Raw genomic sequence first — 12,391 nt, 5'->3', positions numbered from 1 at the left:
CCTATACTTGCAACTCAAATCCAGGTAATATATCTTCTCCAGAAATAATTGCCGGAATTTGCACAACTTCTACAGCTTTCAAAAGTCGGTAAATTTCAACTTGGCGATCTTGAGGATTAATCAGCCAACCCAAGCGCAGACCATTTTTAATGTATTCCTGCATTTTCTCTTGAATTGGTGCAAGGCGATCTGTCTCTGAACGCAGTTCAATCAAAAAGTCGGGTACAAGTGGCGGAAATTTTTTTCGTTGTTCTGGTGTTAAAGCTTCCCACCGTTCCAATTTTACCCAAGCAGCATCAGGGGAACGTTTTGCGCCGTTGGGAAGTATAAAGATAGTTGAAGAACTAAAAACTTTCCCTAATTTAGCTTGCCGATTCCAATTATTTAAGTCTGTAATTAAATCCGCTTCTTGATTTCCGCTTTCTCCTCCTACTGGTGGCATAATTATTAATTCCCCGCCTGCATTCATTTCCAGGCTTAAATCACGATTGGCAATACACAATTGATAAAATTGCTCATCGGTTAAATGAACAATCGGTTCTAGATTTAGCACAACAGTATTCATTAGACCTTTCCTCGTGCCTTTCTTGTGAACATCAGTAGGAAGTTCTTGCTTGTTGGAAGATTTCTTGAGGTGTAATTTGCAACCCTTCAAATAAGGAATCTTCTAAACTATCAGTACCACGTTTGGTTTGAGGGAGAATATATTTTCCAGAGGATGCGATCGCACAACAACGCCAATCCATCACCGAAAACTCATTAGTTTAACCAATTTTGAAGGTTTAAGTCCCCTGGCTCTACAGGCAGAACGTTTTGTAGGGGGTATAAATCTCTGTTGCAAAACTTAATTACGAATTACGCTCGCGTAGCGTGCCGGAGGCTCTATTACGAATTACGAATTATTTTAATTGCATAGCCCCCAAATATTTAGTTAAATAAGGCGAAAAAACTTCATAAATTAAGGTTAGTGGCTGTCCATGATGCCAAAACAAGTAATGGCGACCCCAAAAAGGCCCAGTTACTCCAAAACCAGACTCTAGCGCCGATGAGTCACCATAATATATGCCTCGAACATCCCGATACAACTCTGTGCGGAGACGAGCTAAACTTGCCCAAATTGGTAATGAACGATTTTGCAAATACTCATCTACATGACTAGCTTCCCACCACGAGGTAGCATAAGCTAATCGTTGACCAGAAGCAGTCCGCAACCATACTTGTCGCCGTAGTCGCGGCCCTGGAACAGCTTGGATTAAATCAGGTGCAGCATCCAAGTCCATGCCAATCAATGACATATCAATGACATCTACTTCTACAGGCTCACCTGTAAGCAATTCTAGATGACGTGTTGGAGAGCCGTCACCCAAAAGCATTAGCTGCCAAGCCGGTGCTAGCTGAGTGTGAGGTAAACTTTTTTGAATTACTTCCTCCCCTCCTTGCCAAATCGGAGTGAGGCGATGCCAAGCTGCTGGCAGTGTTAAGTTGTTTGTTGGCGTAAAAGTAATACTCAATGCTTTTTACAAAACTTCACGTATCTCTATAAAAGCATAAAAAACCTGAGCTATACCAAGAATTAAGGGTCAACAGTCTGAGGTTTTTTTACCCTCGACTATTGACCCTTGACTAAGCAACAGAATATGCGGATGGGGAGACTCGAACTCCCAAGGGCATTGCCCACACGCACCTCAAGCGTGCGCGTATACCAATTCCGCCACATCCGCACGGCTTGTCTAAAGATAGACTATAGCATAAGAAAGTAATTATAGTAAGGTGATATCTAAAGTTATATTTCTCAAAAATATAAATTTCCTCAAGGCTGTATCAGACTGACAGAAATTTAGCATCTGCACAAGTGATATTAAAAAGGGTAGAGCGACTGGGGGAGATGCGGTGCGATGACAAATCGCAAAATCCCAGTTTGGGAAGCTAGTCAAGACTTACAGCAGCAATGTTGTTAGTGTAGTAAAACCTGTAGAGGCAGCAAGCCTGCAATCTTGAATTTGCTTAGAGTCAGGGTGGCGAATCTCCTGTGATAATTTTAAATAATGCGGAAGCGTCGTTTCAAGTTGGATCAGAGAAAATGTCAATCTACTGGTAATGATATCGAAACTAAAAAATGAAGTTTGACAAAATATTAATTGCCAATCGGGGAGAAATCGCCCTTCGCATTCTCCGCGCCTGTGAAGAAATGGGAATTGCCACAGTCGCGGTTCACTCCACCGTTGACCGGAATGCTCTCCACGTCCAACTTGCTGATGAAGCGGTTTGCATTGGCGAACCTGCTAGCAGTAAAAGTTATTTGAATATTCCCAATATTATTGCCGCCGCCCTGACGCGCAATGCCACTGCCATTCATCCCGGCTATGGCTTTTTGGCAGAAAATGCCCGGTTTGCGGAAATCTGTGCTGACCATCATATTGCTTTTATCGGCCCGACTCCAGAATCTATCAAGATGATGGGCGATAAATCCACTGCCAAAGAAACCATGCAAAAAGCTGGAGTCCCGACAGTACCAGGTAGTGAGGGATTGGTAGAATCTGAGGAAGAAGGATTAAGATTCGCCAAGGATATCGGCTATCCAGTGATGATTAAAGCCACAGCCGGTGGCGGCGGACGGGGTATGCGCCTAGTTCGCTCTGAAGATGAATTTGTCAAACTTTTTCTGGCGGCTCAAGGAGAAGCAGGAGCAGCTTTCGGGAATTCTGGCGTTTACATCGAAAAATTTATTGAACGTCCTCGCCACATCGAATTCCAAATTTTGGCGGATAACTACGGTAATGTTATCCACTTAGGCGAACGCGATTGCTCAATTCAGCGCCGGAACCAAAAACTTTTAGAAGAAGCTCCCAGCCCGGCTCTCGACCAAGACCTGCGCGAGAAAATGGGACAAGCTGCTGTCAAAGCTGCCCAATTTATTAATTACAGTGGGGCGGGTACTATTGAGTTTCTCTTGGATAGATCGGGTAAATTCTACTTTATGGAAATGAACACCCGGATTCAAGTAGAACATCCTGTAACAGAGATGATTACGGGAATAGACTTGGTTGCCGAACAAATTCGGATTGCCCAAGGGGAAAGACTCAAGCTTACCCAAGAACAAGTAGTTTTGCGCGGTCATTCGATCGAGTGCCGGATCAACGCTGAAGACCCAGATCATGACTTTCGCCCCTCTCCAGGACGGATTAGTGGCTATCTGCCCCCTGGAGGCCCTGGTGTCCGCATTGATTCTCACGTCTACACAGATTACCAAATCCCGCCTTACTACGATTCTTTGATTGGCAAGTTAATTGTTTGGGCCCCAGACCGACCCACTGCTATTAACCGCATGAAACGCGCACTCCGGGAATGTGCCATCACTGGACTACCCACCACTATCGGGTTTCATCAAAGAATTATGGAAACTCCACAGTTTTTGCAGGGTAATGTCTATACAAATTTTGTCCAGGAGATGAACGGTTAGGGGATTGGGGATTGGCGACTGGGAAGAGGGCAGGGGGCAGGGGGCAGGGGGCAGGGGGCAGGGAGCAGGGAGCAGGGGGACAAGGGGTGAGAACTTGAAACAGGTCTTTCCCCAATTCCCAATTCCCAATTTCCAATTCCCAATCCCCAATTCCCAATTCCCTAATTCACACGAGATATCATAGTCAGCAATCCCTGCTGACCTAGTAATATTTCTCGTAGCAGACTGAAAATACCAACCCAAATAATGGGTGTAATGTCCACTCCGCCTATAGGTTGTACCAGTTTTCGCAATGGCACTAAAAATGGTTCGGTAGGCCAAGCTATTAAATTGAAGGGCAAACGATTCAGATTCACTTGCGGATACCAAGTGAGAATGATCCGAAATATAAATAAAAATGTCATCACCCCTAGCACAGGGCCAAGAATCCAAGCAGTCAGGTCAACACCAGTCATCGGTTTAAGGTACTATCTATCTGTAAAGAAAGAAAAACTTGGGCAACGGAAAGCCGCGCTTCGCGTAGGCGGTCGTAGACATCGCTACAAAATTTAAGCTTTGTAAAGCACTTTCATCATTATTTTAACCAAATGCTGGCACTTGCATCTGGAATAGAAAAGCAAACTAGCTCACAGCAATTACAAAGTTTGACAGTTCATAGTTAGAGGCTTCTCAAGAAAGTAATACACTATTAAAATTAGGATGAAGTGTGTAAAAAAAGGTTTAGAAGTATGACGCCTTCTTTAGCAAATTTTCTTTGGAGTCTGTTATGGGGTACTGCAATTGTTGTAATACCCGTTACAGTTGGTCTAATTTTCATTAGCCAAAAAGATAAAATTCAGCGTTCATAATGCTTATGAGAGTTAAATTAACTCTCATAATCGATTGTATGTCAGCTATCTACATTTATTTCACCAAAAGCGGCGAAAGCTGTGGCTGGTAGAAGTTTTAGATGACAGACATAGGTGTTTTTACTTTTCGGTGAACAGCTTCAGAGCTTCTTTGCCAGAGGCTTTGAAGCTTCAATATTTATCGTGCCTAATTACAGTAGTGATTTTAATTGTGACTCGCTAACATAGATTTGATATTGGGAAAACAGCAATGATAAATTTTGGGCTGAACTCAGCCAGTTTTCTGGCTCAAGTAAATTTTGGGGCAAATTCAGCCAGTATTCTAGGAATTTTCCTGGCTGTGGCTGGGGCAGCACTGTATTTTCTCCGCACTGTGCGTCCAGAATTGTCACGGGATCAAGATATCTTTTTTGCGGCAGTCGGTTTGCTCTGCGGCTTCATTCTCGTGTTTCAAGGATGGCGGTTAGACCCAATTTTACAATTTGGTCAACTGCTTTTAGTTGGCACAACTGTATTTTTTGCAGTTGAAAGTATTCGTTTGCGGAGTATAGCTACCCAGCAAGCAAAGCGCAACACTCCAATTGTGGATGAAGATCGACCGGTTAGCGATCGCTATTCCTACAACGATCGCAAAAAGTATCAAGCTGAAATGGATGCAGACTTAGATCCATTGCCTTATGAAGACGAGGAGGAACGCCCCGTGCGTGCCCGGATTCGGGGCAGCAGGGATGAGATTTCCACTCGTGATAACTATTACGAGGAGCAACCCCCCCGTCGTTCTGAACGCCGTAACAGCAGCAATAGCGAAAGACAAGCTCCAGCAGATAGAACACGGCGGCGGACTTCTGGTCGTCCTGTGAATCGCCCTTCGGAAAGCTCTGAAGATGAAAATTGGGGTTCTTCATCTAGGCAAGTCGATGATTGGGAAAGTTCGGGAGGGGAAGTCAGAAAACCTTCTCGCCGTAATAATAACGGTTCTCAACGTCCAGAAAGCCGGGAAGATGATGTTGCTCCTAGACCAAGAAGGCGTCGTCCACCAACGGACTCAACTCCTCGAAGACCGCGCGAAGATGATGAGGCTATCCCAACTGATTATGTGCCATACAACCCGATTGAAATGCCAAATGAGGGGCGAGATAATCCGACCGATTTTGATGACGATGTTTAAAACAGTTGGCGTGGAAATAGGTTTAAAGGCAACGGAAAACAGTTGAGGTGGAAAAATTTACGCCTGCATTTTGGCTCCAAAGACCAATTCATTGGAGCCTGGTTTTTGGTTTAACAGGTTTGCTTGCATCTTGTAGTTCTAACAATATTCCCATAGGGCCTACTTCCCTCAACAGTCGCTACACCGAGGAGCAACCTGCTTTGAGTGGAAATGGGCGCTTTTTAGCGTTTGTATCTAATCGGAATGGTAATCAGCAACTACTAGTTTTCGATGTGGAGAGGCAACAGTTTATTGGCACACCTGGCATAAACCGAGCAGAGACAATTGCCGAAAGCCCTAGCTTGAGCTATACCGGGCGTTATATTGCTTATCTTACTAGTGACCAAGGTAGACCAGTGGTAGCGCTTTATGATCGCGCTACGCAACAGTCGCAAATTGTTACACCAACCTATCGCGGCTGGATCAGAAAACCAAATATCAGCCCAGATGGACGTTATGTTGTCTTTGAAAGTGCTAGCCGTGGTCAGTGGGATATTGAAGTCCTAGACCGGGGGCCAAATATTGAGTTAGATATTCCTAATGGTGCAACCGTAGGTTCGCCTCCGTAGAAGAGAGGGAGCAGGGGAGCAGGGAGCAGGGAGATGAGGGAGAATAATTAATGATCGCCCTATGTCCAATGCCCAATGCCCCAATATATGAAACGTATTTTTTTTATACCTATATTTTTCTGCTTAAGTTTATTGACTGGGTGTTTTGGCTACCCTCGCCTTTTGAGTTATCCTTTTGATCCGGGGGGTCGGAGTCTCAATAGTTTAGCGTCGGAATTAAACCCCCAAATTTCTGGGAGATACATTGTTTTTATTACTGACCGACGGGGTAGCCAAGATGTTTATATGTTTGATACAGTGACTCGTGATTTGGTCGATTTGCCGGGTTTAAACTCCTTGGATGCGATCGCAAATCATCCTAGCGTTTCCCAAGATGGTCGCTATATTGTCTTTACTGCTGGCCGTCAGGGGCGATCGGCTATTTTTCTCTACGACCGGGAAACACGCCAATCACGAAATTTGACTAATAATCTACAAGCTGAAGTCCGCAACCCGACAATTAGCGCTGATGGTAGTAGGATTGCTTTTGAGTCCAGCAACAACGGGCAGTGGGATGTTTTAGTCTATGACCGGAATGGACAGCCGTTGAATATACCTCAAGAGCCACGTTGAAGAATTGGGATTGGGGAATGGGGAATGGGGAAGAGGCAAGGGAGCAGGGGGCAGGGGGCAGGGAGCAGGGAGTAGGGGAAGAACTATTGATTTATTGATCAATTCCCAATTCCCAATTCCCAATTCCCAATTCCCAATTCCCTATTCCCTATTCCCTATTCCCTTCAACTTGTTGCACAGATTCAATGAGCGATCGCACTTGTTCTGTCCCTTCTGAAGGTTCAAATGATAGGGGAAACTTACCCCGAAGAATCATCCGCAAACCGAGGGGTGCAAGACTAAGTAATCCTCTTAAATCTCGAAAATAATTACCGACTACTTGTAAACCAAATTGACGTTCATCAATCCAACCACCTTCTTTAACTAGATCCACCAATACTCTTCGGTGACGAATTGAGCGACTATCGCTGACTTCTTTGTGAGCAAGAATTTCTTGTTTAACTTTGGTGATTTGTTCTAATGGTGCAACTTCCATTGGACAAACTGAATCGCAGTACAAACAACGGGTGCAACCCCATACGCCTTTAGTCCCTTCGTTGTAATTTGCTAAACGATTTTCGGTATCGCTATCACGAGAATCCGCTACCATCCGGTAAGCTTTGGCAAGGGCGTGGGGGCCAACAAAGTCTGGATTAACTTCACGGGCGTTGCATTCAGAATAACAAGCACCGCACATAATACAATTACCAGTTTGATCGAGACGCGATCGCTCTTGTGGTGTTTGCAAAAACTCTCTTTCTGGTACTTGTCGTGCTGCCGTACTCACATAAGGAGCAACTGCCTCTAAATTATTCCAGAAACTGCTCATATCCACCACCAAATCTTTAATCACGGGCATATTGCCGAGAGGCGCGATCGTGATTTCAGGAATGGCATTTACTTTACTTTGGGATGATGGTATTTGTTGTAATCTAGCAAGTTCACTACCAACATTTTCCTTGCAAGCTAGAGCCGAACGACCATTAATTCGCATAGCGCAGCTACCACAAATGGTATTACGGCAATTTTTGCGAAATGCCAACGTTCCATCTTGCTCCCACTTAATATGATTGAGGCAATCCAGAATTGTATTACCTGGTTCTGCCTCTATAAGATAGGTTTGTACAACAGGGGAGGAATCTTGTTGTTGTCGAATGACCTTAAAAATAACTTCCATGACTACTAACCAAAATTTTAAAATAGCTTCACCAGCCTTAACAATAATGACTCAAGGCTGGTAGTTGCGAAAAGTGAGCTATACTTTTTTGCCCTCAATTCAAAGCCTGGTGTTAATAGGCTGACGATTAAATGGTAACTGATTCTAATTGAAGGATAACTATTAAAATTTTACTTTTAGCAGTGCTGTAGGCAAGATTTGTGTCAAATTCTGAGGTAAAACGCCAAAAATGTAATCGTAGCTTGACATTAAATTTAGCCGTTTGAGAATGTAAAGGAAAGGGGCTTTACTTAGAAAGGGACTCAGGTTTATCTTTGAGCTAGCGATCGCATCCAAATTAAATGCTTTTCTAGTTAGCAACACGTCTTCATATCAACTTGAGTCAACGAGTCCTTGCTGGAAAATTCCGCCTTTGCTACCGCTTAACGGAATTTTTTGATTATATAGAAGTGTAAAAGCAGATGTTCAATATAAAGATATAGTAGTCGCAATTAAGCGCTAGGTGTGTGTTAAGAGATTTATTCTTCCCATAGACAGACGTACAAAATCCTCTGACCGCTTTTGAGCTTACGGTAATAAACCGAGGAAAAATCATCACCACTTTCAAATAAAAGTCTCGCACATCGGGGAATCCTGGATAGGCGAGACTTTTAGATTTTTGTCTCCTCTCAATCAAGAAAATCTTGGATTGAACTCATTGGTCAAAACTGCTCATATAAATTAGATAAATTTTTATAATGCAATAAAGGGTTAGAAAAATCGTTACGACTTTTTGCAACCTTTAAGTCCAGAAATTTAAATAAAAATTTACCGGCAATTTTAATTCAAAATTAAACAACTATTTTGCTATTATTAGTCCATGCTAGTATTTAATATAAAATTACGAACTCACAAAACCAGAATCAATAGCCGTATCAGCGCGGTTACTACTGGTTTGTTGATTCGTAATGTAGAGACAAGATAATTCGCGTCTCTACTGGCAGGACAAAAGGGTGTATGCCCATAGGACTCTATTGAAATACTATGCTGTCCTAAGCTTGAGAGGATGAGTAGAGAAAACTCTACCTGCTCATTAGCAGAAGGGCAAGCACTGAAAGTGAAAAACCTGCAATTTATTGAGTCTACGACTTATTTGGAGTAGAACCAATCCCATTTGTAAAGGTGGCTGAAAGTTACACCGCTACAGTAGCGCCAAAAGAGAAAATAATTTTATTTCTGATGGCGAATAATGGTTAAAAGTGCCGTGAAATCAGCAAAATTAATTTCTTTGGCAACTATGACCTCTAATTGGTTGTGGACAACCATAATATCAAGTGCTTTTGTCTCCTATTGGCAGTAATTCACCCGTTACACTAGAGTCCTAAGTAGCTCTATGCAAATGCTAAAAAGCCAAATGCCAGCATAAGACTACATCGTTTATCAGCTTGGAGAGAGTAAGGAAAATTTGAGCATAATGACTGAAACTGCAACCGCGCCATTAACCGGAAAAGCACTACTTGCTAAAGTAAAAGAACTTTCCACTTTACCACGCCGAGAAAGAGCTAAACAGTGCGGCTATTACACTGTTACTAAGAATAACCAGGTTCGTGTCAATCTCACCGATTTTTATGACGCTTTGCTATCGGCTAGAGGAATTCCTCTAAGTCCAGAAGCACCTAAAGATGGTCGTGGTCGTGAACCGACATACCGGGTTAGCGTCCATCAAAATGGTCAGATTGTGATTGGTGCTACATATACCAAAGCAATGGGCTTAAAGTCTGGAGATGAGTTTGAAATCAGACTGGGATACAAGCATATTCACTTGATTCAACTTGGTGAAACTGATAAAAAACTCATCTCACCAGATATAGACTCTGACGAATCGGATGAAGATTTGGAAGACGAAGAGTAAATTTGCTGATGGTAGGGATAAGTTTCAGATGATGATAACTTGTCCTTACCCTGACAGCAAACTATTAACTCTATTGAGAAAATTTTTTCCAAGACGAAAAAATACGATTAGACCCCTTGCATAATTCACCAAATTTAGTAGATTCTTGATTAATCAGCAAGAAATCTATAGTGCAAGAAGTCTATCGTGTTTTTTTTGATAACTTTCTTTGAGCCTTCGGTCAAAGCTTTATTAGCATTTATGCAAAATGCACCAGCACTAGTTATAGTGATGGTATTTTTTATTTGCTGGATAGTTTGTTGGTTGCCAGTCGCAGCAGTATCAGCAATATTACTCGATTGGCAACCTCCTAAATCTTTGCAGCCAGAGCAAAAGATGCCGTTATTGGTGTCACTTTACCTATTAGCTCCCTTAATTCTGTGGGGAGTTAGTTGGCTTACCAATAAATCTTTTTGGGATTACGGCTTTGTTGGGAATTTTTCAACTTTTGGTTCTTTAGCGCTGGGATTTGCTTTGGGAGTGGTAAGCCTAGCTATTGTATTTAGTGGGCAATTCGGGCTAGGTTGGTGTTCTTTTGAAAAGAAAAATTTCAAATTACTACTACCCATTCTGCTACCAATTTTATTGATAGCGTTATTAGTCGGTGGGATAGAAGAGTTAGTTTTTCGGGGTTTTCTGTTCACGGAATTAGCCCAGGATTATCCAGTTTGGGTAGCAGCAGCAGCTTCTAGCTTGATTTTTGCCTTACTGCATCTAGTTTGGGAGCAACGTGAAACCGCACCCCAACTCCCTGGATTGTGGCTGATGGGAATGGTGCTGGTGTTGGCACGTTTTGCCGATCGCAATAATTTAGGTTTAGCTTGGGGATTGCACGCGGGATGGATATGGGCGATCGCAACCCTAGATACAGCAGAAATAATTACTTACACTGGTATTGTCTCTGACTGGTTCACAGGTAAGAATAAAAAACCTCTAGCTGGGCTGGCGGGAATTATTTGTGTACTAGGAACTGGAATAAGTATCTGGCTTTTATCTAAGTATTTTTAATTTCGTGACTTGATACAATCTTTTTTATCCTAGTAGGCAATAATCCACAACTAAAGTTTTTGTTGATACTTTTTTTCTCCTGCCTTTTGCCTTTTTGTAAAAATAGGGCGGACGAAATGCCCACCCTAAAAGAAATGATTAATTTTCGTGGGGTGGGCATCTTGTCCGCTAGAGATTCGCTACCTAATCCCTAATAGTTAACCTCCAAAGCCAGGAATTAAACGCTTGAGGGCACGAGTGGCAATGTCGCTATAGCGCAGTTCTGCACACACAATCTTACCCATGATTTTGGCACCGGAGGGATGCTTAACACCAACTTTGTACCCAAAACCAGGAAAGCGATAGAATGCTCCAGCTAATTGTTGTGCCCAGGCCATCTCAGTACCACATTCTTCATTAATAGCTTCACTATATTTTTCTAAAGCGTTAGTGTCACCCGAAAGGGACTCATTGATAGCTCCTGCTGCCATCAAGCCGCTAAAAATTGAAGGACGAATACCTTCTGCTGTCATAGGATAAACTACACAAGCAGCTTCCCCAGCCAGAAGTGCATTTTGAGTATGCAACTTTTGCTTTCCATTCCACAAGGAAATAGGATAACCATGCTGCTTGCCAGTCTTTATATCTAAATTAAACGATCGCGCGTACTCATCTAAAATCTTCTTAAAATCTTGGGGTTCGCCACGGACAAATGTACCGACACCAATGGAATAACCATCTGCTTTCGGGAAGTTCCAAGCGTAGCCATTTTTCACCAAGCCCAACTCAACGTGAATTGTGGATTTGTCGGTTACAGTTGCAGGAACTTCTGCTTCCAAAGCTGCTGCTAAAAAACGTTTACGTTCTTTGAAGCCTAGCCATTTTGCCATTGGCCCTTTAACACCATCAGCTGCGATTAAGTAGCGACCTGTAATTGGCCCATTGGCTGTATTAACTTGCCAATAGTCACTTTTAAATTCAATACCAGTAGCTTCAGTATTATCTCGTACTTCAGCCCCTAGCTTCTGTGCCTGCTGCACTAGGAAATGGTCAAAAATATCTCGTCGCACCATCCAGACTGGTTCTTCTGTGGCGATTTTTGTTTCTACGGGGTCGCCCAATTTCCAGGTAAAGCGAAAGGAGTCAGCTTTTACAGAAATTGCTGGGCTAAAATCAAAGTCAAACCATTGAGCGATCGCTGGAGATACACCACCGCCACAAGGTTTATATCTTGGCAGGGATTCTTTTTCTAATACTAATACTGAGCGCCCCTGCTTGGCTAAATGATATGCAGCTGTTCCACCAGCTGGCCCAGCACCGACGATGATGCAATCGTACATAAGGCTGAATTTTTGCTCCTGAATTAGTTGATTTTCTCTTGAGTAGGGGCAATTTATCATAATTTGTAATTCGTAATAGAGCCTCCGGCACGCTACGCGGTTTTCATGCCCAAAGGGCTGTACGTAATTCGTAATTAAATATGGGTTGATACCTCCATTTTTATAAACGGCTTGGATGTTAATCGCGGTTTATATCTCCGTTACAAAATATAACTACGAATTACAAATTGTTTAAGAATTGCCCTTACTTTAATTATTCACACCACTTACTTGATTAATTTT

At 42.7% G+C, this 12,391-nt stretch carries 12 protein-coding genes, 1 tRNA gene and 1 pseudogene; 7 read left to right on the top strand and 7 right to left on the bottom strand.

Going from position 1 to position 12,391, the window contains the following annotated elements; translation table 11 throughout:
• Position 1: 1 nt before the first annotated feature.
• The 4 genes and pseudogenes from VB732_RS31515 to VB732_RS31500 form a co-directional block, all read right to left on the bottom strand.
• Complete coding sequence (locus VB732_RS31515) at positions 2-565, bottom strand: Uma2 family endonuclease (RefSeq protein WP_323234782.1); 564 nt, start codon at positions 563-565, stop codon at positions 2-4.
• 31 nt (positions 566-596) lie between these two features.
• A pseudogene (locus tag VB732_RS31510) lies at positions 597-701 on the bottom strand (Uma2 family endonuclease); the annotation flags it as partial.
• A gap of 198 nt (positions 702-899) precedes the next feature.
• The gene (locus VB732_RS31505) at positions 900-1,511 is read right to left on the bottom strand and encodes a chorismate lyase (protein ID WP_323234781.1); all 612 of its coding nucleotides are present in this window, start codon (positions 1,509-1,511) and stop codon (positions 900-902) included.
• Between the two features lie 127 nt (positions 1,512-1,638).
• Positions 1,639-1,721, bottom strand: a tRNA-Leu gene (locus VB732_RS31500).
• A gap of 395 nt (positions 1,722-2,116) precedes the next feature.
• Here VB732_RS31500 and accC point away from each other — a divergent pair.
• Positions 2,117-3,460 (top strand): acetyl-CoA carboxylase biotin carboxylase subunit, encoded by a 1,344-nt coding sequence (accC, locus tag VB732_RS31495; protein ID WP_323234780.1) that lies wholly within the window; start codon positions 2,117-2,119, stop codon positions 3,458-3,460.
• A gap of 161 nt (positions 3,461-3,621) precedes the next feature.
• Here the strand turns inward: accC and VB732_RS31490 are convergent, their stop codons facing one another.
• On the bottom strand, positions 3,622-3,915 hold the full coding sequence (locus VB732_RS31490) for a YggT family protein (protein WP_323234779.1): 294 nt from the start codon (positions 3,913-3,915) through the stop codon (positions 3,622-3,624).
• Between the two features lie 273 nt (positions 3,916-4,188).
• Between VB732_RS31490 and psbX the strand changes: the two genes are divergently transcribed.
• The 4 genes from psbX to VB732_RS31470 all read left to right on the top strand — a co-directional run bounded on the left by psbX (position 4,189) and on the right by VB732_RS31470 (position 6,696).
• Entirely contained in the window at positions 4,189-4,308 is a 120-nt protein-coding gene (gene psbX, locus VB732_RS31485) for a photosystem II reaction center X protein (RefSeq protein ID WP_012412183.1), read from the top strand.
• A gap of 250 nt (positions 4,309-4,558) precedes the next feature.
• Positions 4,559-5,476 (top strand): Ycf66 family protein, encoded by a 918-nt coding sequence (locus VB732_RS31480; RefSeq protein ID WP_323234778.1) that lies wholly within the window; start codon positions 4,559-4,561, stop codon positions 5,474-5,476.
• Positions 5,477-5,523: 47 nt separating this feature from the next.
• Entirely contained in the window at positions 5,524-6,084 is a 561-nt protein-coding gene (locus VB732_RS31475; RefSeq protein WP_323234777.1) for a hypothetical protein, read from the top strand.
• 87 nt (positions 6,085-6,171) lie between these two features.
• On the top strand, positions 6,172-6,696 hold the full coding sequence (locus tag VB732_RS31470; RefSeq protein ID WP_323234776.1) for a Tol biopolymer transporter periplasmic protein: 525 nt from the start codon (positions 6,172-6,174) through the stop codon (positions 6,694-6,696).
• Between the two features lie 148 nt (positions 6,697-6,844).
• Here the strand turns inward: VB732_RS31470 and VB732_RS31465 are convergent, their stop codons facing one another.
• Positions 6,845-7,852: a succinate dehydrogenase/fumarate reductase iron-sulfur subunit gene (locus tag VB732_RS31465; protein ID WP_323234775.1), complete on the bottom strand. Its 1,008-nt coding sequence runs from the start codon at positions 7,850-7,852 to the stop codon at positions 6,845-6,847.
• 1,453 nt (positions 7,853-9,305) lie between these two features.
• Between VB732_RS31465 and VB732_RS31460 the strand changes: the two genes are divergently transcribed.
• Both VB732_RS31460 and VB732_RS31455 read left to right on the top strand, forming a co-directional pair.
• Entirely contained in the window at positions 9,306-9,743 is a 438-nt protein-coding gene (locus VB732_RS31460; protein WP_323234774.1) for an AbrB family transcriptional regulator, read from the top strand.
• A gap of 240 nt (positions 9,744-9,983) precedes the next feature.
• Positions 9,984-10,790 (top strand): type II CAAX endopeptidase family protein, encoded by an 807-nt coding sequence (locus tag VB732_RS31455; RefSeq protein ID WP_323234784.1) that lies wholly within the window; start codon positions 9,984-9,986, stop codon positions 10,788-10,790.
• Positions 10,791-10,987: 197 nt separating this feature from the next.
• Here the strand turns inward: VB732_RS31455 and VB732_RS31450 are convergent, their stop codons facing one another.
• Entirely contained in the window at positions 10,988-12,109 is a 1,122-nt protein-coding gene (locus tag VB732_RS31450; protein ID WP_323234773.1) for a geranylgeranyl reductase family protein, read from the bottom strand.
• Between the last annotated feature and the right edge of the window lie 282 nt (positions 12,110-12,391).

Source organism: Nostoc sp. UHCC 0252 (assembly GCF_034931145.1).
Lineage (GTDB): Bacteria > Cyanobacteriota > Cyanobacteriia > Cyanobacteriales > Nostocaceae > Nostoc.
This window is presented reverse-complemented; position numbering and strand designations above follow the sequence as displayed.

Excerpts from the sequence above, each read along its gene's own strand:
- VB732_RS31470 (WP_323234776.1), top strand. The coding sequence starts at position 6,172 with ATGAAACGTATTTTTTTTATACCTATATTTTTCTGCTTAAGTTTATTG.
- VB732_RS31455 (WP_323234784.1), top strand. The coding sequence starts at position 9,984 with ATGCAAAATGCACCAGCACTAGTTATAGTGATGGTATTTTTTATTTGC.
- VB732_RS31465 (WP_323234775.1), bottom strand. The coding sequence starts at position 7,852 with ATGGAAGTTATTTTTAAGGTCATTCGACAACAACAAGATTCCTCCCCT.
- VB732_RS31515 (WP_323234782.1), bottom strand. The coding sequence starts at position 565 with ATGAATACTGTTGTGCTAAATCTAGAACCGATTGTTCATTTAACCGAT.
- VB732_RS31450 (WP_323234773.1), bottom strand. The coding sequence starts at position 12,109 with ATGTACGATTGCATCATCGTCGGTGCTGGGCCAGCTGGTGGAACAGCT.
- accC (WP_323234780.1), top strand. The coding sequence starts at position 2,117 with ATGAAGTTTGACAAAATATTAATTGCCAATCGGGGAGAAATCGCCCTT.
- VB732_RS31490 (WP_323234779.1), bottom strand. The coding sequence starts at position 3,915 with ATGACTGGTGTTGACCTGACTGCTTGGATTCTTGGCCCTGTGCTAGGG.
- psbX (WP_012412183.1), top strand. The coding sequence starts at position 4,189 with ATGACGCCTTCTTTAGCAAATTTTCTTTGGAGTCTGTTATGGGGTACT.
- VB732_RS31480 (WP_323234778.1), top strand. The coding sequence starts at position 4,559 with ATGATAAATTTTGGGCTGAACTCAGCCAGTTTTCTGGCTCAAGTAAAT.
- VB732_RS31460 (WP_323234774.1), top strand. The coding sequence starts at position 9,306 with ATGACTGAAACTGCAACCGCGCCATTAACCGGAAAAGCACTACTTGCT.